This window comes from Brevibacterium sp. CCUG 69071, assembly GCF_021023135.1.
Lineage (GTDB): Bacteria > Actinomycetota > Actinomycetes > Actinomycetales > Brevibacteriaceae > Brevibacterium.
In genome coordinates this window covers 959,575-982,808 of the sequence record NZ_PGFV01000001.1, presented here as the reverse complement: position 1 = coordinate 982,808, position 23,234 = coordinate 959,575, and the positions used below count along the sequence as shown (strand labels likewise).

Annotated in this window: 21 protein-coding genes; 12 read left to right on the top strand and 9 right to left on the bottom strand. The window is 67.0% G+C overall.

The window, feature by feature from the left end; all coding sequences use genetic code 11:
* Window positions 1-26 precede the first annotated feature (26 nt).
* Both CV023_RS04505 and CV023_RS04500 read right to left on the bottom strand, forming a co-directional pair.
* Window positions 27-971 (bottom strand): hypothetical protein, encoded by a 945-nt coding sequence (locus CV023_RS04505; protein WP_230744249.1) that lies wholly within the window; start codon window positions 969-971, stop codon window positions 27-29.
* On the bottom strand, window positions 971-1,180 hold the full coding sequence (locus CV023_RS04500; RefSeq protein WP_092013194.1) for a heavy-metal-associated domain-containing protein: 210 nt from the start codon (window positions 1,178-1,180) through the stop codon (window positions 971-973). Before CV023_RS04500 ends, CV023_RS04505 begins: the two co-directional genes overlap by 1 nt.
* 160 nt (window positions 1,181-1,340) lie before the next feature.
* Between CV023_RS04500 and CV023_RS04495 the strand changes: the two genes are divergently transcribed.
* Both CV023_RS04495 and CV023_RS04490 read left to right on the top strand, forming a co-directional pair.
* A complete protein-coding gene (locus tag CV023_RS04495) occupies window positions 1,341-1,769 on the top strand; it encodes a DUF6153 family protein (RefSeq protein WP_230744248.1) in 429 nt (142 codons plus the stop codon).
* Between the two features lie 206 nt (window positions 1,770-1,975).
* Complete coding sequence (locus CV023_RS04490; protein WP_230744247.1) at window positions 1,976-3,484, top strand: multicopper oxidase family protein; 1,509 nt, start codon at window positions 1,976-1,978, stop codon at window positions 3,482-3,484.
* Between the two features lie 322 nt (window positions 3,485-3,806).
* Here CV023_RS04490 and CV023_RS04485 read toward each other — a convergent pair whose 3' ends face one another.
* On the bottom strand, window positions 3,807-5,372 hold the full coding sequence (locus CV023_RS04485; RefSeq protein ID WP_230744246.1) for an MFS transporter: 1,566 nt from the start codon (window positions 5,370-5,372) through the stop codon (window positions 3,807-3,809).
* A 166-nt stretch (window positions 5,373-5,538) separates the two neighbouring features.
* Between CV023_RS04485 and CV023_RS04480 the strand changes: the two genes are divergently transcribed.
* The 5 genes from CV023_RS04480 to dxs all read left to right on the top strand — a co-directional run bounded on the left by CV023_RS04480 (window position 5,539) and on the right by dxs (window position 11,863).
* On the top strand, window positions 5,539-6,171 hold the full coding sequence (locus CV023_RS04480) for a TetR/AcrR family transcriptional regulator (protein ID WP_230744245.1): 633 nt from the start codon (window positions 5,539-5,541) through the stop codon (window positions 6,169-6,171).
* A gap of 120 nt (window positions 6,172-6,291) precedes the next feature.
* On the top strand, window positions 6,292-6,663 hold the full coding sequence (locus CV023_RS04475; RefSeq protein WP_230744244.1) for an ArsR/SmtB family transcription factor: 372 nt from the start codon (window positions 6,292-6,294) through the stop codon (window positions 6,661-6,663).
* Complete coding sequence (locus CV023_RS04470) at window positions 6,660-7,751, top strand: cation diffusion facilitator family transporter (RefSeq protein WP_092013211.1); 1,092 nt, start codon at window positions 6,660-6,662, stop codon at window positions 7,749-7,751. The genes CV023_RS04475 and CV023_RS04470 overlap by 4 nt, the downstream gene beginning before the upstream one ends.
* A gap of 899 nt (window positions 7,752-8,650) precedes the next feature.
* Window positions 8,651-9,688: a hypothetical protein gene (locus tag CV023_RS04465; RefSeq protein WP_230744243.1), complete on the top strand. Its 1,038-nt coding sequence runs from the start codon at window positions 8,651-8,653 to the stop codon at window positions 9,686-9,688.
* A gap of 204 nt (window positions 9,689-9,892) precedes the next feature.
* Window positions 9,893-11,863, top strand: a complete 1,971-nt coding sequence (gene dxs, locus CV023_RS04460; protein WP_230744242.1) for a 1-deoxy-D-xylulose-5-phosphate synthase — start codon at window positions 9,893-9,895, stop codon at window positions 11,861-11,863.
* Between the two features lie 13 nt (window positions 11,864-11,876).
* On the opposite strand, the gene CV023_RS04455 is transcribed toward dxs, so the two are convergent.
* Both CV023_RS04455 and CV023_RS04450 read right to left on the bottom strand, forming a co-directional pair.
* Window positions 11,877-13,034 carry a ribonuclease D gene (locus CV023_RS04455; protein WP_230744241.1) on the bottom strand — a complete coding sequence of 386 codons (1,158 nt, stop codon included), beginning with the start codon at window positions 13,032-13,034 and terminating at the stop codon, window positions 11,877-11,879.
* Window positions 13,035-13,051: 17 nt separating this feature from the next.
* A complete protein-coding gene (locus tag CV023_RS04450; RefSeq protein WP_230744240.1) occupies window positions 13,052-13,666 on the bottom strand; it encodes a DUF3000 domain-containing protein in 615 nt (204 codons plus the stop codon).
* Between the two features lie 161 nt (window positions 13,667-13,827).
* Here CV023_RS04450 and hemE point away from each other — a divergent pair, with 161 nt between their 5' ends.
* Genes hemE through hemQ form a run of 3 tightly spaced genes read left to right on the top strand, consistent with a single transcriptional unit; the run spans window position 13,828 to window position 17,051 of the window.
* A complete protein-coding gene (gene hemE / locus CV023_RS04445) occupies window positions 13,828-14,874 on the top strand; it encodes a uroporphyrinogen decarboxylase (RefSeq protein WP_230744239.1) in 1,047 nt (348 codons plus the stop codon).
* 4 nt (window positions 14,875-14,878) lie between these two features.
* The gene (gene hemG, locus CV023_RS04440; RefSeq protein ID WP_230744238.1) at window positions 14,879-16,282 is read left to right on the top strand and encodes a protoporphyrinogen oxidase; all 1,404 of its coding nucleotides are present in this window, start codon (window positions 14,879-14,881) and stop codon (window positions 16,280-16,282) included.
* A 58-nt stretch (window positions 16,283-16,340) separates the two neighbouring features.
* The gene (gene hemQ, locus CV023_RS04435; protein ID WP_230744237.1) at window positions 16,341-17,051 is read left to right on the top strand and encodes a hydrogen peroxide-dependent heme synthase; all 711 of its coding nucleotides are present in this window, start codon (window positions 16,341-16,343) and stop codon (window positions 17,049-17,051) included.
* A 122-nt stretch (window positions 17,052-17,173) separates the two neighbouring features.
* Here hemQ and CV023_RS04430 read toward each other — a convergent pair whose 3' ends face one another.
* Entirely contained in the window at window positions 17,174-17,383 is a 210-nt protein-coding gene (locus tag CV023_RS04430; RefSeq protein WP_230744236.1) for a hypothetical protein, read from the bottom strand.
* A 163-nt stretch (window positions 17,384-17,546) separates the two neighbouring features.
* On the opposite strand from CV023_RS04430, the gene CV023_RS04425 reads away from it, so the two are divergent.
* A complete protein-coding gene (locus tag CV023_RS04425; protein ID WP_230744235.1) occupies window positions 17,547-18,038 on the top strand; it encodes a MarR family winged helix-turn-helix transcriptional regulator in 492 nt (163 codons plus the stop codon).
* Between the two features lie 18 nt (window positions 18,039-18,056).
* On the opposite strand, the gene CV023_RS04420 is transcribed toward CV023_RS04425, so the two are convergent.
* Both CV023_RS04420 and msrB read right to left on the bottom strand, forming a co-directional pair.
* Window positions 18,057-18,572: a GNAT family N-acetyltransferase gene (locus tag CV023_RS04420; RefSeq protein WP_230744234.1), complete on the bottom strand. Its 516-nt coding sequence runs from the start codon at window positions 18,570-18,572 to the stop codon at window positions 18,057-18,059.
* Window positions 18,569-19,039: a peptide-methionine (R)-S-oxide reductase MsrB gene (gene msrB, locus CV023_RS04415; protein WP_230744399.1), complete on the bottom strand. Its 471-nt coding sequence runs from the start codon at window positions 19,037-19,039 to the stop codon at window positions 18,569-18,571. The genes CV023_RS04420 and msrB overlap by 4 nt, the downstream gene beginning before the upstream one ends.
* 208 nt (window positions 19,040-19,247) lie before the next feature.
* Here msrB and CV023_RS04410 point away from each other — a divergent pair, with 208 nt between their 5' ends.
* Complete coding sequence (locus tag CV023_RS04410) at window positions 19,248-20,447, top strand: alpha/beta hydrolase family protein (protein WP_230744233.1); 1,200 nt, start codon at window positions 19,248-19,250, stop codon at window positions 20,445-20,447.
* A gap of 88 nt (window positions 20,448-20,535) precedes the next feature.
* On the opposite strand, the gene CV023_RS04405 is transcribed toward CV023_RS04410, so the two are convergent.
* The gene (locus CV023_RS04405) at window positions 20,536-23,220 is read right to left on the bottom strand and encodes a penicillin acylase family protein (protein ID WP_230744232.1); all 2,685 of its coding nucleotides are present in this window, start codon (window positions 23,218-23,220) and stop codon (window positions 20,536-20,538) included.
* Window positions 23,221-23,234 lie beyond the last annotated feature (14 nt).

Sequence of the window (23,234 nt, the reverse complement as noted above, 5' to 3'; positions counted from 1 at the left end):
TTCGGCGACGCCCTGCCCTTTGGGGTTCAGTGGCCGCCCGAGTGCGATTCGTCGTCTGCCTGAGTGCCGTCGCCGTGCCCGGCGTCGACCACGAACCGTGCGGTGCGGACCTGCCCGTCGACCTGGAAGTCCAGGTACAGCAGGTACCGGCCGGCGGTGGGGACCTCGGCGGCGAAGCCGACGTCTGGTCCTCCGGTCGACCCCGCTTTGGGCTCTTCGCCGGCGGGGTGCACGTGCAGGTAGGCCAGATCGCCCTCTCGCAGCGCGACCAGGTGGCCGTACGCGCCGAGGTAGGGCTGGAGTGCGGTGACCGGCTTGCCGTTGCGCTCTACGGTGGCTGTCAGTTCGTTCGTGCTTCCGGCGGCGAGGTCACCATCGAGGGTGACGGTGTACCCGTCGACCTCGACGGTGCGCGAGACCGTCGCTTCGACCGGGGCGTAGTCGCCGGCGACCTCGACAGCGCGGGTGAGCGTGACCCCCTCGGCGTCCTGCCCGGCTGTGAAGTCGGCGTAGACGCGGTAGGTTCCCGCCTCGTCCCAGCTCCACGATGACTCCGACCAGGTGCCGGTGGCCTCGTCCAAGTCCGGGTGCACGTGGCGGAACTGCGTCCCGTCGGTGCGCACCACGATCAGGTGCAAATCCTTCTCATGGGTCGTCGTGTACTCCGTCACCGGCTGCCCGTCCTCGTCGAGGATCCGGAAGCTCAGCGTGCCGGCATCATTGGTGCCCGAGGGGGCCGTGACGGGGGAGAGGATGTAGCCGGCAGCGCTGGCCGAGACGCCGTTCATCGCGTGCTCCATGTTTTGCTCCTCCGTGTCGCTGTGACCCTCGCCGTGGGCGTTCGAGTCGCTGCTCTTGGCCCAGGCAGTCACGACGCTGTCGGGGACGGCGACGCCGGCGAGCCCGAAGGCTGCGCCGAACGCCACCACCAGCCCAGCGCCGTAGGCCGCGAGCCTGACTGGTGCCTTCATCAGACCCGGACCGCCGTGTAGCCGGCTTCCTCGACCGCGGCCAGGACCTTGGCGTCGTCGACCTCGTCGGAGGCGGAGACGACGAGCTTGCCGGTCTGTGCGCTGACCTGGACGTCGGTGACACCGGAAATCTCGCCGACCTCCTCGCGGACCGACACCTCGCAGTGCCCGCAGGTCATGCCCGTCACCTGGTATTCGTTCGCAGCCATCGGATAGCCTCCTCAATCTGGGTACCCCCGGTGGGTACCTGTGTGAGTGCAACCGTATACCCCTTGAGGGTATTCCTGCAAGGCAAGCCGGACTCGCCGTTGAATGAGCCCGCCGCGTCGAGGGGATACGCCTCCGGGGTATGCTTTGGCTGTGGAGACCGTGACCGATGAACCCCGCCGCAGCCGGCACTGGCTTCAGCTGGTCGTTCTTGCGGCGCTGCTGATCACTGGTCTTCTCGGCATGCACGCGCTGGTCGGCGGGCCGGCAGCGGCGACGACCTCCACGGCGTCGCCTGCTCACGCATCCTCGTCTTCTCCCGGCATGACGGGCATGACGACTACCGCCTCCATGTCGAGCGCGTCCGGAGCACAGGGCCTGGTGCGCGGCTCCGGCGGCTGCGCAGACGCAATGAACAGCGGCGACTCCACCTGTGTCTCCGCGCCTACGGCCGAAAGCATTCCGGCCCTCCCCGTTCCGTCCGTCGCGGCTGTGCCCACACCCGCCTCTGCGCCCATGCCGGCTCCGCCGTCCGAGACGCCTCGCCGGTTCGCGCTGACGCATCTGGAGCTGTCGATCTACCGAACGTGAGCATTGAGGAGCGCCGATGCGGCGTTCCTCAATCAGCTGCCTCGGCGGGTCCACGACCCTGCCGTGCCTGCCACGACACCGTGTCCCAAAACGCTGGCCCCTCTTCCGGGGCCAGGCAGCCCTGCGCCTCCGGCTATCCGTGATCGTCGAGCGCGCAGGCGCGATGTCGTGGCCCCGTTCACCATCGACAAAGAAGGACATCACCCATGCATTCCACCCTGAACCGTCGACAGTTCCTGTCCGTCAGCGCATTGACGCTGACCGCCGCCGGCCTCGCCGGATGCAGCACCACTGTCACCAAGACAAACTCGTTCATTGGGCCCAGCAGCACCGCAGTCAGTGCCGCCGAGGCGAAGCGCCACCGCACCGGAACGATCGTGCAACGCGCGCTGACCGCCGAGCCGGTCACACTAGACCTCGGCGGGAAGACCGCCAAGACCTGGGCGTACCGGAGAGCGTCGGCGACCAAGCCGCTGCGCGGAAACGTCGGCGACACCCTGAAGGTCGACTTCACCAACGACCTGCCCGACCCGACCAGCCTCCACTGGCACGGCCTGGCCCTGCGCAACGACATGGACGGAGTGCCGAGCCTCACCCAGGAGCCCATCGAGCCCGGCGGATCGTACGACTACGAGTTCACCCTGCCCGAGCCGGGCACGTTCTGGTTCCACCCCCACGTCGGCACGCAGCTCGACCGCGGCCTGTATGCGCCGCTGATCATCGACGATCCGAACGAGAAGGGCGACTACGACAAGGAATGGGTCATCGTCCTCGACGACTGGCTCGACGGCGTCACCGCGACGCCCGACGAGGTCCTCGCCGAGCTTGAGAAGGGGATGATGGACCACGGTGGCATGGACATGGGGCCGATGCGGATGGGCAACACCCTCATGGGCGCGACCTCGCCGCTGCTCGGCGGCGACGCCGGCGACGTCTACTACCCCCTCTACCTGATCAACGGCACTCCCGCGAACGACCCCCAGACCTTCACCGCCAAGCCCGGGGAGCGGATCAGGCTGAGGATCATCAACGCCGGCGGCGACACCGCCTTCCGCTTCGGGGTCTCCGAGCACCCGCTGACGATCACCCACACCGACGGATTCCCCGTCGAGCCGCACGAGGCCGAGAGCGTCGTGCTCGGCATGGGGGAGCGCTACGACGCGGTCATCACCGCCGGCGACGGTGCGTTCGCCGTCGTCGCCGAGGCCCTCGGCAAGCAGGACCAGGCCCTCGCCATCCTGCGCACCGGATCGGGCAGCGCACCCGCGAAGGACGTGACGCTGCCGCAGACGAAGAATCCCGCCACAGCGGCCGACCTCAGGGCAGCCGGCGAGGTCGCTCTCCCCAAGCGCGGCGTCGACCGCACGCTCACCCTCGATCTGACCGGCGGCATGGAGAAGTACGACTGGGCAATCAACGGCAAGCGCATGAACATGGACCAACCGATGCGCGACGCCCTCGGCATCGCCGACGGGGAGCGGGTCGCCCTCGAGTTCAAGAACTCGACGACGATGTGGCACCCGATGCACCTGCACGGGCACACCTACCAGCTTCCCGGCGGCGGGCCACGCAAGGACACCTCGATCGTCCTGCCCGGCACGACGCTGCGCGTCGAGTTCGACGCCGACAACCCCGGGCGGTGGCTCACGCACTGCCACAACGTCTACCACGGGGAAGCCGGGATGATGACGACGATCGCCTACCAGGAGAACTGACGCACCGGGGCCGCACACCTTACCGGGTGCGCGGCCCTGCGCCTCAAATGCGCGGACATGGTGTCTTCGTGACCTGGGCGAGACGATCCGATGCCCCCGACGCGGCGCATCGGAGCAGGCAGTGCAGCGCACGCCGCAACGTCGGTGAGTGTCGGACAGTGTCGATGGTGGTTCTGAGCGTGGTCATCGTGACTCCTTCGGCGTCGTTCGGCGGCCTCGTCGCGGGACGCAACTGCCGTCCTCTCGGCGTACCTGTCGCGGGTGTCGGCGTTCGCGTCCGGCGAACTCATCCGTCCGCCGGACACGAACGGTCGGGGGTATGTCACGACTCCTGAGCGGGCTCCTTCTCGGCCTCGTCGTGGGCCTGCCCGGTGGGGCGGATGTGGCGCAGACCGACGGCGGCGATGATCGCCGCGAGGGCAGCGATGATCGCGGAGGTGATCCCGGCGGCGTTGAGTCCGCTGGTGAACGCCTGCTGGGCCGCGGTCGTCAGTGCCGCTCCGATGTCGCCTGGCAGCTGCCCGGCGGCGGCGATGGCCCCGTCGATCCCGGTCTCGGCCGCGGCCGCCGCCTCCGGCGGCAGCCCATCGGGCAGGGAGCCGGAGATCTGGCTGCGGTAGGCGGCGATCCCGATGCTGCCGATGACCGCGACGCCGAGGGAGATCCCGAGGTCATTGACGGTCGTCGCGAGCCCGGAGGCACCGCCGGCCTTCTCCGGTGGGACCGAGCTCACCACCAGGTCCGTGGTGAGCGCCATGGACGGCGCGACCCCGGGGTAGGTGACGACGAAGCTCGCGATCACGAGCGCGAGACCAGTGCCGGCGTCGAGCTGGGTGAACAGGATGTAGCCGACGACCTGGGTGAGCAGCCCGACGGCGATCACGTTGCCCGGCCGGAACTTCCGGGCGAGCATCGGCGAGAGGGTCGAGACGACGATGAGGACTGCCGCGGCGGGCAGGATCGACAGCCCGGCCTGCATGGGCGAGAGCCCCTGGACCTGCTGCAGGTACTGGGTGAACAGCGAGTACACCCCACCCAGCGCCGCGGCCGAGAGGAGGAACACCGCAAGTGCTCCGCTGACGGTGCGGTTGGCGAACAGCCGCACGTCGAGCAGAGGCTGGGTCGCGCGCAGCTGCCGGATCACGAACCACAACCCGACCAGTGCTCCGGCGATCAGCAGGCCGATCGACGGACCGGCCGGCTCCTGGGTGGCGAAGCGCTTGACGCCGTAGATGATGGCCAGCAGCGAGGCGACCAGGAGCAGTGCGCTGAGCAGATCGATCTTCGCGGTCGGATCCTTGTGCTCAGGCAGCAGCAGCGGCGCGCCGATGGCCACCAACGCCATCACGGGCACCGCGACCAGGAACGTCGCCTGCCAGCCGAAGACTTCCAGCAGCAGTCCGGACAGCAGTGGTCCGAGGGCGACGCCGGCGGAGATCCCGCCGGCCCACACGCCGATCGCGACGCCTCGCGCCTTCGGGTCGGCGAAGAGCACGAAGATCAGTCCCAGCGTGGACGGGAGCATCATGGCTCCTCCCACGCCGAGGACGGCGCGCCAGGCGATCATCAGCTCGGGACTGGTCGTCAACGCCGCAGCGATGGACACGATCCCGAACAGGACCGCGCCGATCACCATGAGCAGCCGCTTGCCGATCCGGTCGCCGAGGACGCCCATCGCGACCAAGAATCCAGCCATGACGAACCCGTAGATGTCGAGGATCCACAGCAGCTGTGCGCTCGTCGGATTCAGGTCGGCGGCCATGTTCGGGGCCGCCAGGAACAGAATCGTCAGCATCATGAACAGCAGGGTCGACGGGATCACGAGGACCGCGAGCCCCCACCACTGCTTCGCCCCGGTCCGGGGTGCAGGTGCATTCGTCTCAGACATGGCGCACCGCCTTGTTCTGCGTCGTCGTTCTCATGGCTGCATTGGTCCTTTCGCTCTCAACAGGGTTGTCACGGGCCGGGAGGCCCTCAGCCGAAGTCAAGCATCGGTGTACGACTTCTAACGGCTATACTAGCTCGTATATTCCCGTACGAGTTAGAGGTGGGGCATGCCGAACGGCAAGGGCGCGGCCGGCGCTGGTGAGCAGAAGCCGGTGCGGCGAGGAAAGACGGCTAACCAGCGGGCTGACGCCCAGCGCAACCGGGCGAAGATCCTCGCGGCGACGCCGGACGCGCTCCGGAAGGACCCCGATGCCTCCGTCGCCGACATCGCCGCCGAGGCGGGCGTCGGTCGGATGACCCTCTATGGGCATTTCAAGACGCGCGCCGAGCTCATCGACGCAACGCTGGCCGACAGCCTCGAACAGGCCGAAGTCGTCCTGGCCGACGTGTCTCTCGACGGTGATCCCGGCGAGGCGTTCGAGGCCCTGATCGCCTCGAGCTGGATGCTCCTGGAGCGCATTCGCGCCGTGCTCGTGGTGGCTCAGCGCGAGCTGCAGCCGGCCCGCATCCGCGAGATGCACGAGAAGGCCGAAGCCCGGATGCGGGGGCTTCTCGAGCGTGGTCAGTGCGAGGGCGTCTTCCGTGCGGACCTGCCTGTCGACTGGCTCCTCGCGGTCACCCACCTGACCATGAACGCCGCAGCCGAAGAAGTCACGGCCGGCCGGCTCGATAGAGATGACGCGGCCCGCGTCATCGTCGTCACACTGCGCTCCGCTTTCGCCGCCAACGATCGCGTCTGACTCGCCGAATCGACAGCCAGGGCACCTCGTCACCCTCTCGAGCTGAACGCGGGCGACCGGCGGCACCTCGCTCACTACGTACCCGTGCGCACTTACGTTCGAGTATGCAATAATCTGCGTATGGATGCAGATAAGCAGATGTGCGGGCTCGACTCCGACAGCCAATACGTGGAACTTGCCGTTGAGGTGTTCGGACTCCTTGCCGACGCGACCCGGGTCCGGATCGTCCTTGCGCTGCGCCGCAGCGACGAGCTGTCGGTGAACCATATCGCCGAGAGCGTGGGCAAGTCGCCGGCCGCGGTGTCGCAGCACCTGGCGAAGCTGCGGATGGCCCGGATCGTGTCGACCCGGCAGGAGGGGCAACGGGTGTTCTATCGGCTGGAGAACGAGCACGCCTCCCAGCTGGTGTCCGACGCGATCTTCCAGGCCGAGCACTCTGTCGCCAATGGGCAGGTCCCGGCCCATCACCACGACGAACGAGCAGAAGAATGACCGAGCACAGCCACGCCCATCCGCACGCTGAGCACGAGCAGGAGAGCGGATCGTCCGCGCATGATCACGCGGATCATGATCACGGCCAGAATCACGAGTATGCGCACGGTCATGACCACTCCCATGACCACGGCGAGCACGGCCACTCCCACCCGACGGGGTTCAAGGGCTTCCTCTACGGGATCTTCGTGCCGCACTCCCACGACGCCGCCGACTCGATCGACGACGCGATGGAAGCCCACTCCGAGGGAATCCGCGCGCTGAAGATCAGCCTAGTGCTCATGCTGGCAACGACCGTGCTGCAGGCCGTCGTCGTCGCATTCTCCGGCTCGGTCGCGCTGCTGGCCGACACGATCCACAACCTCTCCGACGCCCTGACCGCAGTGCCGCTGTGGATCGCGTTCGTGCTGTCCCGACGGGTCGCCACACGGAAGTACACCTATGGCTTCAACCGGGCCGAGGACCTTGCCGGGCTGTTCATCGTCCTGATGATCGCCCTGTCCGCGGTCATCGCCGCGTGGGAAGCGATCGACCGCATGCTCAACCCTCGCCCGATGGAGAACATCGGCTGGGTGATCGTGGCCGGCATCATCGGCTTCCTCGGCAATGAGGCGGTCGCCGTCTACCGAATTCGCGTGGGCAGAAAGATCGGCTCGGCCGCCCTGGTCGCCGACGGCATCCACGCCCGCACCGACGGGTTTACCTCTCTGGCCGTCGTGGCCGGCGGGATCGGCGTGCTGCTCGGCTTCCCCTTGGCCGACCCGATCGTTGGCCTGCTGATCTCGGCCATGATCGCAGTGCTGCTGGTGGGCACCGTGCGCTCGGTCGGCCGACGGTTGATGGACGGCGTTGAGCCGGAGCTCGTCGAACGCGCCGAGCGCGCCCTGGGGCATCTGGCCGAGGTCGAGTCGGTGGAGCGGGTGCGGATGCGCTGGGTCGGGCACCGCCTCCACGGCGACGCGCTCGTCCGCACCTCCGTGACGAGCCTTGCCGATGCCGACCGGCTGGCGGCGGAGGCAGAGGGTTCGGTGAAGCAGCACATGCCGAACGTGGACGAGATGGCCGTGCAGGTGGCCCCAAAGCTCTAGAGTGTGAGTCGCGTGATGACATGGCTCGAGACAGGCTTCGTGAGACGGACGCCTGCGCGTGATTGATTCGACTGGATGCCTGTTTCAGCGATGGATGACTGACGAAGCCCCTTCCATGTCCTCGGGGCCCGACCCGGGATAGTCACCATTCATGGCGAATCTACCGTAGTCGAAGCGTGTCGACGGCGATGTGTCAGCGGCTGCGGGAAAGCCCCCGCAGGATTCATAGCGCGCCTCTGACCAGGGGATTTGCTGTCGGACTCGAGCGCTTGACTACCGTGCACGTCGACGAAGCATGTCTCAATACGTGCTGCGTCAGCTCGCGACCGCCTGATTCAGGCAGGCGGCCTGACGGTCGCGCAGTGGTCGTTGTGGCCGCTGCGTGATCGCGGTCGCGGCTTGTTGCTCAATGAGTACGGACGCTGAATGAACGCGGCGGCTGCGGTCGCTGAGTGAAAACGGTCGAGGGCCGGTGGGATTGATTCCCACCGGCCCTCGTCGCGTCCCCGCCCGGACTCCGTCGGACGGGGCCGTCAGCGCGGCCGTTCCGGGGACGCGGCCGAGCCACCCACTCGGGTGTTTATGGCCTGCAGCCCCCCGTAACCTCGCAAGAATGACACACCCACGCGTTCCTTCGGTGCGTTATGTCACTCGCTGTAGGACGTGTGAGTTTCGGCGGGGAGTGGGTAGCGGTGCCGGTTGCCCCGGTGGCTACGGGCGCCCGAAGCCTGCGCTCAGCAAAACGTCGCGAGAGTGACATACCCACGCGTTCCTCCGGGGCGTTATGTCACTCGCTGTAGGACGTGCACGCAATGGCGGGGCGCGCCCCTGTAGCACCGGGCGCAGAAACGTACGAGTGGCTGCATCATTGAATCCGAAGTGTGTGCGATGATCAGCGCATGGAAAAGGGTCCTGGTGGTGGATCAGCGCGATCGTCGTCGGCGTCGGAGCGCGGGTGGTCGGTGCAGGACCGGCCGCTGGGCTTCGGCGCACTCATAGTCGCCTACGCCGTTCACCTGGTCGCATGGGCCGGCTACGTGGGCATGCACGTCGCGTCAGAGAGCTACTTCGTCGCCCGGCCGTGGGTGACGAGTCTCTGCGGATTCTTCTTCGCTGCGGTGGCTGCCGCGTGCGCACTCAACATCGGACGGGGGCTGCCCGCAGGAGTCCGGTCTGCATTTGCGCTCGTCAGTGTCATCGTCATCCTTGGAGCCGGGCTTGTTGAGCTCGTCGGTCTGGTGTTCTACGATGCCGACTCGTCGCTTGCCGACATCGTCTCCATCGTCTTCACACCGTTGGCCTTCCTCCCGTACATCGGGATTCTGATCTACCCATTCTTACTGGCCGGCGTGGTCGTCTGGCTGATCATGTCCAGGCGAGATGCAGCCCCTCGCCTTCGAGAGACGTCGGCGGCAGGGGAGACACCCGCGGCAGTCAACGGCGCTTCTCAACAGCGCGGTCGTCATCGCACGAGAATCGTGTTTGCTGTCTGGGCGCTGTCTTTTGCCGCCATCCTCATCGTCATCACCGTCCTCACCGTCGAATTCCTCGCCCCCGCCGATGTCATGACAGGCGAAACCTGGGAAGTGAAGTTCGGTCTGATGGCGCTGGCCGGAATCATCGGGGCCGTGTCACTGGTGGGGATCCGCCGATTTGTCTCGACCGTGGCCACCTCCGTCCCTGTCGCGGCGGCTTTCGGCACCATCACTTTCTTCGCCCTGGTCTCCGCCAACCTGCTGAGCAGTCTGTCGACGGCTCAGGCAGTGTATTCGGACTCCACTGGAATCGGCGGCATTCTCCTGTGGATACTCGTCGCATTCATGTTCCCGTTGGCCGGAGTGGTTGCCCTCATCATGACGGCGCTCGTGGTGCTCCTGTGGCCGCGCATGGACAGCGATCCTCGGAAGGTCAAGCTCAGCAAATCATCGCGAGAGTGACATAGCCACTCGGTGCTACGGTGCGTTATGTCACTCGCTGTAGGACGTGCGGGCTGGGCCGGGCGCGAGCCGGGAACGTGCGGCAGGAAGTGTCTCGATGCAGAGGCCGTGAAGCGTGGACTCTTCGGGTGGGGGAGTGGGCCGCGCTACGATGGTTCGAGTGGAATCCGTCCGTCAGCGAAGAGTTCAGGAGCAAGGCCCCGTATGACCCTCCTCGAGTCGATCGCGTCACCGGCAGACCTGCGCAGACTCGACGGTGCCGAGTGCGAAACGTTGGCAGAGGAGATCCGCGACTACCTGGTGGCCACGGTCGCCGGCACGGGCGGACATCTCGGACCCAACCTCGGCGTGGTTGAACTGACAGTGGGCATCCACAGGGTCTTCGACTCCCCGCGGGACACCATCCTCTTCGACGTCGGCCACCAGGCCTACGTGCACAAACTGCTGACGGGACGAAGGGGCGAATTCTCCACTCTGCGCCAGCGCAGCGGGCTCTCCGGCTATCCCAGTCGGAGCGAGAGCGACCACGACGTCCTTGAGAACTCCCACGCCTCGGCGTCCCTGTCCTGGGCCGACGGCATCGCCAAGGCCCGAGGGCTCAGCGGTGAGACGGACCGCCACGTGGTCGCGGTCATCGGCGACGGGGCACTGACCGGAGGCCTTGCCTGGGAGGCGCTCAACACGATCGCCGCGGACAAGTCGACCCCGCCGCGCAGGCTCGTCATCGTCGTCAACGACAACGGTCTGTCCTACGCCCCGACGGTGGGTGGAATCGCCGAGCATCTCGGCCGACTGCGTGACGCATCACGTACCGCATCAGGCGGGGAGACCGGATCGCCCGGCCAAGCGGGATCGCCCGGCCAAGCAGGTTCGCCCGGCCACAAGGAAGTCCGGTCCGAGGATGAGACGAGCTCGTTCCGAGAATGGACGGTCCAGCCGCAGAGCGGACTGTTCGGCGCACTCGGAATCAAGTGCCTCGGACCTGTCGATGGTCATGATCTGGCCGCGGTCGAGGAGGCCCTGCAGCGGGCCCGGCAGTACGAGGACGGCCCGATCATCGTGCACCTGATCACGGAGAAAGGCCACGGCTACGACCCGGCGCTCAACGACGATGCCGATCAGTTCCACTCCGTGGGTGTCATCGATCCATCCACGGGACGGCCAGTTCCGTCGAAGGGAAAAGCGGCTCGTTCGACACAGACCTCCTGGACATCGGTGTTCGGCGACGAGATCCTCGAGATCGCACAGACCAGGGACGATATCGTCGCCGTCACCGCGGCGATGCTGCAGCCGGTGGGGCTCGCGAAGTTCGCTGAGGCATTCCCGGACCGGGTCTTCGACGTCGGCATCGCCGAACAGCACGCTGTGGCCTCCGCCGCCGGTCTGTCCTTCGGCGGCCTGCACCCCGTCGTCTGTCTGTACGCAACCTTCCTCAGCCGCGCCTTCGACCAAGTGCTCATGGACGTCGCCCTGCACAGGCAGGCGGTCACCTTCGTCCTCGACCGGGCCGGAGTCACCGGGCCCGACGGCGCCAGCCACCACGGAATCTGGGACATGGCGTTGCTGCGCCTCGTACCCGCACTCCGACTCGCCGCACCGCGCGACGGCGCGCGGCTGGTCGAGGAACTGAACGAGGCCGTAGCGATCGAGGACGGCCCGAGCGTGATTCGCTTCCCTCGCGGCAGCGTCGGCGCCGATGTGCCCGCGATTCGCCGCCTGCACGACGGCGTCGACGTCCTCCGGGAAGGACCGCAGGGCACAGATGCCGATGTGCTCATCGTCTCCGTCGGACCGTTCGCCGAGCGCGCCGGGGAACTCGCCGATCACTTGGCCGAGGACGGCGTGCGCGTGAGCATCGTCGATCCGCGGTGGGTGCTGCCGGTGCCGGGCAGCGTCATCGACCTGGCGATGGATCACAGGCTCGTGGCCGTGATCGAGGACGGAATCGAAGGCAGGGGAGTCGGGGCTCAGATTCGGTTCGAACTGAGTGATGCGCAGCTGCGTCCAGGGGTTCTCGAGCTCGGTGTGCCGGTTGAATTCCTGCCGCAGGGAAGCCGTGTGGAGATCCTCGACCACGCGGGCCTCGACGTCGCCACGATGGCGCGCGAGATCCTCCGCAACCTCCCTGCCGAGGTGACCGATCGTCTCCGTGCACGGGCACGAACCGCCGGCTGAGTCAGCAAGACCGCTAGGCGCGGGGGAGGGACTCCAGCGTCTTCGTGAGTGCGGGGGTGCTCAGCTCTATCTGCCAGTCCCTGGCACCGCGCTCGGCGAGGAAGGCCGGGACATCCATTCGTCCGACGGCCGCGAGTGACTTGACGATCGCAGGCTGCAGGAGGACATCGTGGGGCATTGTCAGCTCCTCCGCCAATTCGCCCATCGCGGACTTCAGCGCTGCGACCCGATCCTTGAGATCGGCATGGCTGAAGGGGCTGCGCTCTCTGGGTTCCTCGCCGGATTCGCGCCGGGAGGGAAGCTCATCGACGGGCAGCCGACCGGCCTTGCGGTAGGCACGGAAGAGGCGACCCGAATCCGCACGGGAGAGTTTCGGCCAGTCGCGCATGATGTCATCACTCGACTGCACCCTCGACTGCGCCAAAGCGGTGAGATCTCGGTCGCGTAGGATCTTCGTCGGTGCCACATCCGCCTCAAAGGCCATGGCGTCGCGGGCGATCCACAGCTCCCGCACGCGGGCGATGTCGCGACGCGACTTGATCTTCGAGAGTCCGTGCGTGCGCCGCCAGGGTTCATTGCGATGCTTGGGTTCGAAATCGAGCAGATGCTCGAACTCCTGCCGGGCGTACTCCCACCGGTCGGCCTCGACGAGAGCCTCGTGGAGGATGTCCCGGATCGGCAGCAGCACCTCGACATCGAGGGCGGCGTAGTTCAGCCATTCCTCGGGCAGCGGTCGCTTCGACCAGTCCGCCGCGGAATGCTCCTTCGCCAGTCGCACTCCGAGAGTCCGCTCGGCGACCGCCGCCAGGCCGAACTTCTCCCAGCCGAGCAGACGTGCGGCGAGCTCGGTGTCGAAGAGGGCGCCGGGCCGCATGCCGCGATCCTGCAGGCAGGGCAGATCCTGAGTGACCGAATGGATGACCCACTCGTCCTCGCCGAGGGCGGGGTTGAGCGGGCTGAGGTCGCCGAGAGTCTCGGAGTCGAGGAGGAAGGTTCCCGCACCTTCACGGCGCAGTTGGACGAGGAACGCTCGCTGGCCATACCTGATGCCCGAGGCGCGTTCGGCGTCGATGGCGATCGGACCGGTGGCCGCGTTGAGATCGCTGCAGGCTGCGGAGAAGCCATCCTGGGTGTCGACGACTTCGGGGATGCCGTGAGCGGGTGTGGCCAAGAGCGGTAGTTCAGTTGTCATCGACGACGCCCGGGCAGGGCTGATACTCCTTCAGGAAGAGGTGGCAGTCCGGCGACTGTGCTGAGCAGATCGATCCACGCTTCGAAGTGATTGCCGATCAGATCCGGCTCGGCGATCACCGGGGTCCACGAAGCACGCAGCTCCAAGTCTATCGTGGCCGGACGGCTGGCCAGAGTTCCGAAGCTGTCCGAGAGCACCCGGGTCGTCGTGCCGCCGGCGGCGACGACCTCGCAGTCGTTGGACTCGAGCGCCTCCTCGAGCCAGCTCCACGCCACATGGCCGAGCATCGTCTCATTGCCCAGCTCGTGTTCGAGCTCGGCACGGATATAGGACACGATCCGGAACTGGCCCTCCCACTCCTCGGGGGAGCTGGGATCGTAGAGGACGACGATCCGGCCGGTGGCCAACTCGTCGATCGTCTCGTCGCTGGCCTGCAGGAAGGTCTCATCGGCACGCACCTCGGCGCCGAGGGCATAGGAGTACGGCGCCAGACGGGCCGGGGCCGGGATCTCGGAAATCGACACATTGTTCGTGTTCCGCGCTTCGCGCAGAACCGAGGTCACGGCGGTGAACTCCGCCGGGATGCGATTGAGAGGTGAGGTGTTGACCACAGTCGCCACGATAGATCAGCCCCGGAACGAGGAGAACCGTCCACGCCGTGCGAGCGGCAAGAGTTTTCCGGCACGGACCACGGAATGTGAGAGTCAAGACACTGCGTCTTGAAACCGGAACCGGGTGGGCCAAGGGATGCGAAGAATGGGAGGATGGAACCATGACTTCACCCCTGCTGTCGGCGTTGCGTTCGGAGCCGATCACCCGCACCCCTGTCTGGTTCATGCGTCAGGCCGGACGTTCCCTCCCTGAGTACCGGAAGCTGCGGGAGGGCACTGCGATGCTCGCGGCCTGCCGTGACCCCGAGCTGGTCTCGGAGATCACCCTGCAGCCCGTGCGCCGCCACGGCGTCGACGCCGCGATCTTCTTCTCCGATATCGTCGTTCCCCTCCAAGCGGCCGGGGTCGATGTCGAGATCGTGGCCGGCAAGGGCCCGGTCATCGCCGACCCCATCCGCAGCCGTGCCGACGTCGACGCCCTTCCGGAGCTCGACCCCGCGGACATCCCCGACATCGCCGAATCGATCGGCCGCGTCGTCGCCGAACTCGATGCCGACACCCCGCTCATCGGCTTCGCCGGAGCCCCGTTCACCCTGGCCAGCTACCTCATCGAAGGCGGGCCGAGCAAGAACCATGAGAAGACGAAGTCGTTCATGGCTGCCGATCCTGCGAGCTTCGCGGCCCTGCTGGCCAAACTCGCTCGCATCTCCGCGACTTTCATCGACGTCCAGCTCTCGGCCGGGGCCAGGGCCTTCCAACTCTTCGACTCCTGGGCCGGATACGTGTCCCGCCGCGACTACGAGAACCAGGTGCTCGAGCACTCCGCCGCGGTCTTCGCCGCACTGGCCGGCCACGAGGTGCCCAGCATCCACTTCGGCGTCCAGACCGGTGAGCTGCTGACCTCGATGTCCCGGGCCGGATCCTCGGCCGTCGGCGTCGACTTCCGCGTCGACCTCGCCGACGCCGCCACCCGCGTCCAGCCCGGCCAAGCCCTGCAGGGCAACCTCGACCCCGCGCTGCTCTTCGCCCCGTGGGAGGCACTGGCCCCGCGCATCGAGGCGATCGTGCGACAGGGGCTCGAGCTCGACCGCGGCTTCGTCTTCAACCTCGGCCACGGTGTGCTTCCGGACACGGACCCCGAGGTCCCGGGACGCATCGTCGCCGAGGTGCACAGGGTCTCCGAACAGATCCTCGCAGAACGCGCCTGAGCCGATGAGCGAGATCACGATCGTCGGGGGAGGGATCTCCGGCCTCGTCGCCGCCTTTCGGCTCGCCGCTGACCACCGGGTCACCGTCCTCGAATCCGGGTCCCGCCTCGGCGGGTGCCTGCAGCAGTCCACGCTGTCAGGTGCGATCCCGATCGGGCTCGACACGGGTGCCGAGGCCAGCCTGTTCCGGCGCCCGGAGGCGAAGGAACTCGCCGCCGAACTCGGCCTCGACGTCGAATTCCCCTCGGCCGAACACTCCTCACAGGTGTTCACCGGAGGCCGCCTGCGCCCCATTCCCAAACGCACCGTGATGGGAGTGCCCGCCGAGGCCGCCGAGGTGGCCGAGCTCATCGGGCCCGACGCCGCGAAGCGTCTCGCCCACGAGGTCATCACCGAACCGATCGACGGTGCGGACACCTCACTCGGAGATTTCCTCAGCGAACGCCTCGGCCCGGATCTCGTCGACACCCTCGTCGACCCGCTCCTCGGCGGGGTCTACGCGGGCCGCTGCCGGGAACTGTCCCTGGCCGCGACCGTGCCCGCCCTGCTCCCGGCGGCACGCGAAGGCACCTCCGTGCTCGACCTCGTCTCCCGGCTGCTGGCCGCCCGCGATGAGCAGGCCGCCGCACGTCCGACCGGCACCGGAGCCGAACCGGTGTTCATGAGCCTCGTCGGCGGGATCAATCGACTCATTCCCGCCCTCGCGGACCGGATCCGTGCGGCCGGCGGGACCATCCGCCTCGACGCCGGAGTCACCTCGGTGCGGGGAGAGAGCGGACGCTGGTTCGTCGAGACCGCGGAATCGACCATCGAATCCGATCGCCTCGTCCTCGCCACCCCCGCCCATGTGACAAAGGATCTCCTCGCCGAGGAGGCTCCCCGGTCCGCGGCACTGCTGGGCCAGGTGCCCTACGCCACCACCGCGTTGGTGCCGGCCCTGATCGAACTCGGTTCCGAACCCTTCACCGGCTCCGGATTCCTCGTCCCTCCGACCGAAGACACTCTGATCAAGGCCTCGACCTTCGTGTCGAACAAATGGCCCTGGCTGCGCAGCCACATTCCCGCGGGCACCGCACTGATGCGGATGAGCATCGGCCGTCGCGGCGACGGACCCGACGGATGGAGATCCCTCGACGATGCCGATCTCATTGAGAAGGCCTTCGCCGACTGGCAGTCGATCACCGGCCGCACCGGCGACCGACTCCTGGCCGCCGAGGTCCAACGCTGGGATCAGGCCCTGCCGCAGTACCTGCCCGGGCACGCTGAGCTCATCGGGGACATCGACGCCGACATCGCCGCCATCGACGGCCTCGAACTCGCCGGATCCGCCTTCGACGGCGTCGGCATCCCCGCCTGCATCTCCCGCGCCGAGGCGGTCGCCGCACGCCTGGCCGCGGCAGACGAATGAATGACCAGTCCGACAACGAATCCAGAGTACGAATCCAGAGAACAGAGAAGGAGCAGGAATGAGCGAATACTCCCACCCCAGCGACGAGCAGATCGAGAAGGCCAATTCCGAGACCCGCTACATCGCCTACTCGGTCTTCGCCTCGGCCGGTGAGCTCGGCGATGCCAACCGCGCCGAACTCGCCGATGAGGTCCATTCGGCACTCGCCCCGCTCAAGGAGCAGGGGCTCGTGGTGCGTGGAATCTACGACGTCTCGGCCCTGCGCGCCGATGCCGATGTGATGTTCTGGTACCACGCACCGAGCATCGAACTCGTGCAGGCGGCCTACTCCGCGGTGCGCCGCAGCCTGCTCGGCGGCATCCTCGAACCCGTGTGGTCCGTGGTCGGCCTCCACCGTCCCGCCGAATTCAACAAGGCCCACCTGCCGGCGCTGCTCACCGATGATGAGCCGGGCGATTACATCTGCGTCTACCCGTTTGTCCGCTCCTACGACTGGTACCTCCTCGATCCGGCGGAACGGTCGAAGATGCTGCGCGATCACGGCATGGCGGCCGCCGGATACAAGGACGTCAAGGCCAACACCATCGCGTCCTTCGCCCTCGGCGACTACGAGTGGCTGCTTGCCTTCGAGGCGGCCGAGCTCCATCGCATCGTCGACCTCATGCGCGACCTGCGCAACACCGAGGCGCGTCTGCATGTGCGCGAGGAGATCCCGTTCTACACCGGACCCCGCCGCGAACTCGTCGACATCATCACCGACTGGCGCTGAGTCTCCGACACTGCTGAGAAAGCTCGGGGCCCGAGCTCATTTCGTCGGTCTCATGTCCGCGCCTGGCAGCGGCGCCACTCGAGATCGCGCCGAGCGACGGTGTCACGCGCGATCGCACCGAGTCAGTCGGAGTTCTTCTTCACCACGTAGGAGTGGCCGTTGGCATCGGTGCGCATCTCCAGGCCCATCGCCTCGAGCTGCTGGTGGCGCAGGTTCTCGTCTTCGAAGTAGCCTCCGGGGCGCGAGTTGTCGACCTGAGCAGGCCCGACGATCCTGCGGAAGAAGCGATTGAGCCAGGCGACGCCGCGTTGCGGGTCGTGGTGATCTGACATGGGCATCCACTCCAATTCTCGGGCCGCGCGGCGGGATGATCGATGCGAACGGGATAGTTTGATTGTACACTAATCGTTAGTGCACTAAGTAAATGATCCGGGTTCTCTCGCTCACATCATCGATGGCCGCGAGGGCCCGGTTCCGACCGAAGACGAGGTATCCATGTCGACACCGGAAGCGGCGGCCCCGCATGACCCCTTGGCATTGGAGAGTCAGATCTGCTTTGCGCTGGCTGTAGCCTCGCGCAGCGTGATCGGGGCATATCGTGAGGTGCTCGAGCCGATCAGCCTCACGCATCCGCAGTACCTGGTGATGCTCGCCCTTTGGCAGCACGGAACACTGCCGATGCGCAGGATCGCGGACATGCTCCGCCTCGAGGCCGGAACGGTCTCACCCCTGGTCAAGAGGCTCGCCACGCTCGGCTATGTCGAACGCACCCGCAGCAGCGAGGACGAACGCATCGTCGAGGTCTCGCTGACCGGAACCGGACGCGAACTGCGCACGACCGCCGAATCGATTCCCGGTCGGATGATGGCCAAGCTCGACATCGACGAGCAGGGCCTGCGCGAGTTGCACGCGACGATGACGCGCCTCATCGCCGCCGTCGACGCCTCGGAGGCGCAGAACAGTCAGGATGCGCAGTCGGCGTCCTGATGCTTCGTCGGCTGACGCTCAGTCGGCGAGCCGGGACATCGGCGTGTGCTCGATGCCGTCTTCCATGAAGCGCGGGCCGTTCGGGGCAAACCCGAATCGAGAGTAGAAGCCCTCGAGGTGGCTCTGGGCGTTGAGCGTCAGCGGCTCGGCACCGTAGGCCTCGACCAGTCCGGCGATGAGCCGTCCGCTCCAGCCCTGCCCGCGTGCGGCCGGATCGGTGACGACCCGGCCGATGCTGCGCGCTCCCGGTTCGGAGGCCGGACCGTCCGGGAAACCGGGCGGCAGCACACGAGCATAGGAGCGGGGCATGAGGCTACGCCCCACCTCGGCGCCGTGGGTGTCCTGCATGGTCCGCGACTCACCGGGGAAGAAGGCATGCAACGTCCCGGTCAAGGTGTCGGTCCCGTCCTGATCGAGGAAGACGCAGTTCTGTTCGACGACGAAGACCTGGGAACGCAGCTGCAGGATCCCGTAGAGCTCGTCGCGACTGAGATCGTCGAAGGTGCGGACGATGAGTTCCGGTGCCGGGTTCACTCCTCGCCCTCGGCGGAGTCGCTGCGGCCGGCGGAGTCGGCACCGCCCTCACCGTCGTTGAGCTTGAGCGAGATCGAGTTGATGCAGTAGCGCAGGTCGGTGGGCGTGTTGTATCCCTCGCCCTCGAACAGGTGACCCATGTGCGAATCGCAGTTGGCGCACCTGACCTCGACGCGCTCCATGCCCATGGAGGTGTCGCGGATGTAGCGCACTCGGTCCTCGGCCAAGGGCGCGTAGAACGAAGGCCATCCGCAGTGTGAGGAGAACTTCGTGTCCGAGGGGAACAGGTCGGCCCCGCAGGCACGGCACTGGTACATGCCGACGGTGGTCGTGTCGACGTATTCGCCGGTGAAGGGGCGTTCGGTTCCGCCTTGGCGCAGCACCGAGAACTCCTCGGGGCTGAGCACGTCCTGCCAGCGGATCTCCTCGGGTGCGGTGTCGGTCTCGGAGTTCGGCGTGTGGGTCATTGTGGCCTCCGGTGCTTCTTCGTGGTTGCGGTCGTCTCGGCGGATGCCGTGGTCCGTTGTCATCTGCTCTATTGTCCCACTGCGGTCTGACGCGGGGTGCGGGATATCCGATCACCCGCCTCGGCGGACGCGCATTCGGTCTCTGACCTGCACAACAGCGTTTGGAGACTTCTCATTCCGTGGTGAACAATGAGAGCAGGAGGTTTTCATGGTCCGCGACACGAAATTCCCGACTCGTCTGTTGGCGCTGTCCGTGGGTGTCGGTGCCGGGATCGGTGCCGTGATCTCGGTGGCGTCCTCGGGATTGGCAGCCTATTTCGCACGCAGAATCGTTGTGCCGGAGAACGCTCCGGAGGAGTTGGACATCCTGCACATCGACGGCTTCCCGCCGAATATGCGCATCCATCTCCCCGCCGATGAAGAGACCACCGTGCCGGGCACCTACGGCCTCTACTTCAATCAGGGCTCCGGGCATGCCGTGATCGGCGACATCGTCGAATACGATCCACGGTCGCGGACCGTCTCACGAGAGATCCTCTCGGTCACCCGCGGCGACATCCGACGCGCCTGGCAGGGACGCTGGACGGGCGTCGTCTACCCCGAACCGCTGGCCGCAGGCGTGAAGTACGAGGACATCGAGATCGAATCCGATGCCGGTCGGCTGCCCGCGTGGCTGCTGCCCACCGACGATCCGGAGCCCAAGGACACTTGGGCGATCCTCGTCCACGGCCGCGCGAGCACCCGCGCCGAAGGCCTGCGCGCCGCCCCCGTGCTCAACACGCTCGGGGTCCCGGCGATCGCGATGTCCTACCGCAACGACGCCGAGGTGCGCGTGGAGACGACATCCCGCTACGGCCTCGGCGACACCGAATGGATCGACGTCGATGCCGCGATCGACTATGCCGTGGCCAACGGCGCCCGCCGCGTCGTCCTCTTCGGCTGGTCGATGGGCGGAGCGATCGCCCTACAGGCGGCCTCCCGGGGCCGCAATCGCCGCTTCGTCACCGCCCTCGTCCTCGACGGTCCCGTCGTCGACTGGGTCAATGTCCTCGACGGCCAGGCGCGGAAGAACATGCTGCCGACGCCGATCGCGAAGCTGACCCTGGAGATGATCACCCAGCCCTGGGCCCGTCCCATCACCGGGCTGCAGACCCCGCTCGACCTCGGTCGGATGGACTGGGTGACCCGCGCCGCCGAACTCGACGTTCCGGTGCTGCTCATCCACTCCGATGACGACGAATTCGTGCCCTCCGCACCCTCCCACGCCCTGGCCTCGGTGCGTCGCGATCTCGTGACGATGCCCGTCTACGAGAAGTCCCGGCACACCAAGGAATGGAACATCGACCCGGTCCGCTGGGAAGACGATGTGGCGAACTTCCTCGAGGCGAAGATCCTCCCGAAGCCCTGAGTCTCCTGAAGCCCTGAGCCGGGCCACGGCGTGCACGGCGAACAGGACGGCCCGATCGCTCTGGACCGATTACTCAGGGCCGCAGCACCTAGGGCCGCAACACCAAGGTGTCCTCGGCAGCTTCGGTCACGGCCTGCCGCGTATAGGGCCAGGGCCGAGTCCGGTTGGCCGCCCAGTCCTCGGTCTGATCGGCATAGTGCGGGTGGAAGGCATGCCCCGAGGCCCCGGTGAGGTTGATCCACCGGGAGGAGTCGAAATCGCTAAGGTCGATGATCTGACGCATCGACGGCACCCAGTTCGTCTCGAAACCCACCGAGGCGTCCCATCCCGTGGCGTTGACGACCCCGGACCCGCCGGAGACCTCATAGGGCCCTCGGTTGAACAGCTTCTCCACGGCCGTGACCCCGGATTCGCCGAGGCTGGCGTTGCGGATGGTCAGCTCGTGCAGGGTTCCCCACCGCCAGGTCACGGGCTCGGTGCCGAGCAGATCCTGGGTCCGCTTCCATGCCGTGCGCATGGCCCGACGCAGCGCATCGTCCCTACCCCGGACCTGCCCGTCGTCCCACCACTGCGAATCAGGCTGGGCGAGCTGGTTCTCGATGACGAGGTACCAGTGGGACCCGCCCGAGGGAGGCGCGCCCTTGGGCAGCTTGGGGGCGAAGACCTGGTCGAGGATGGTCTTGGCGAGCACATTGAAGTAGGCCGCGGCGGCGCTGTCGGCGTCATCGTGTCCGTCCCAGTCGGCCAGCAGCTCCTGCGCGGCGGTGATGTCGGTGTCCTTGCCGGACTCCATCTCGAGCAGCAGCGGCAGCAGGTGGCGTGCCAGGGGGTTCTGGTCATCCCCTTGGATAGCGGCCATGTCCGCGTTGCCGACATCGCCGTCTGCGATCGCGTCTTCGAGCAGCTCGGTGATCCTGGCCGCGCGGTCGCCGTCGTCGAAGTCGTTGCTCAGCTGCACCGACTCACCGGGACGGGTGACGGGATTGTTGGCCGTGACGATCCATCCCCGGTCGGGGTTGTACAGGCTCGGCAGGTCCGCGAAGTCGAGGTAGCCCTGCCAGTCCTGGGCGGACTTCCATCCCTGCCTCGGAAGCATTCCGTCGCCCTCACCTCGGCGGGGGATCTTGCCCGGCGCCTGGTAGCCGATGTTGCCCTTCACATCGGCGTAGACGAGGTTCTGGGCGGGGACGTCGAAGAGCGAGGCCGCCTGGCGGAACTCCTGCCAGGTCGTGGCCCGGTTGATGGCGAAGATCGCGGTGGCCGTCGACCCCGGTTCCAGTGCCGTCCATTCGAGGGCGAGCCGGTAGTGCTCCTCGGCGGGACCGGACTGGGTTTTCTCCGTGTTCGCCCCGGTGGAGGCGTCGAGGACCTTCCGGTAGGGGCCGTCGAGTGAGGAGACGAGGGGACCGTGGCTGGTGGAGCGGATCGTGATCTCCCGGGGTTCGTCCTTCGCGATCTTCACCGTCTCCTTGCGCACCTGCACCGGTTCGCTGCCGGAATCGCGGATCACTTCGGCATCGCGGATCTTCTCGACCACGAGGTCGGCGACATCGGGGCCGAGGTTCGTCAGCCCCCAGGCGATCGACTGGTTGTGTCCGATGACGACGCCGGGCAGTCCCGAGAAGGAGAATCCGGTGACGTCGAGGGGGCATTCGGCGCTGACCTGGGCACATCGCAGGCCGATCTGCTGCCACACGGAGGGCATGGCGGGGGACAGGTGCGGGTCGTTGGCCAGCAGCGGTGCCCCGCTTTCGGTGTGCTCACCGGAGACGACCCAGGAGTTCGACCCGATGTCGTGGCTGTTCGTGCCCAGCAGGGCGGGCAGGGACTGCAGGGTCCGTCGGAGTTCGACGAGGTCGGTGGGAGTGCCCTCGGACACCTCGGTGGGGGTGTGGGTGGATCCTTCGGCGCTCGCCGAGGTGGGGGCTGAGGTGATCTCGCCCCCTGCCTGAGCGTCATCGGCGGGCTGATTGTCGCCGGCAGTCGGGCCGTCGGCGGCTGGGCCGCCGGGGGTGCCGTCGACGATCGTCGGCCGGGAGTCGTAGGGGTAGTCGGGAAAGATGTCAGCCAAGTGCTCCTCGGACAGGCCGGCGCCGACGATGGTCCGGTCGATCTCGTCCTCGATGTTCGAACGCAGATCCCAGGCCATGGCCTTGAGCCAGGTCACGCTGTCGGTCGGGGTCCACTCCTCGATCTCGATCCCACCGGTCTGCAGGCCGAGGACCCCGTACTCGAGGGACAGCTCGGTGGGCGAACGGTCGTGGATGTAGGCGTTGACCCCCGCGGCATAGGCTTCGTAGTACTCGCGTGTGGTCGGGTCGAAGTCGGCGACCTCCTGTTCGGCGACGTGTCTCCACCCCAGGGTGCGGATGAAGGTGTCGGTGCCGAACTGAGATTCGCCGAAGAGCTCGGAGAGCCGACCGGAGGTGACATGGCGGCGGAAATCCATCTCCCAGAACCGGTCCTGAGCGTGGACGAAGCCTTGGGCGAGGAACAGATCGTGTGCGGTCTCGGCTTCGATGGTGGGAATGCCGGAGGCATCTCTGGTCACGGTCACCTCGGCGTCGAGACCGGGCAGGGAGAGTTCGCCCTCGGTGGTCGGGAAGGACCGACGAACGATGAAGACGCCGATCAGGGTGAGGATGAGCAGGAGCGCCAGGATGGCGGCGAGGATGCGGAGGAGGACCTTCGTGCTGACGGAGAGGTGGCTGCCGTTCGGCGGGCGGACCGCCTCCACGAGGGGGCTCGATGCCCGGGAATCCGACGCCGCCATGAGTCTCCTTCGAC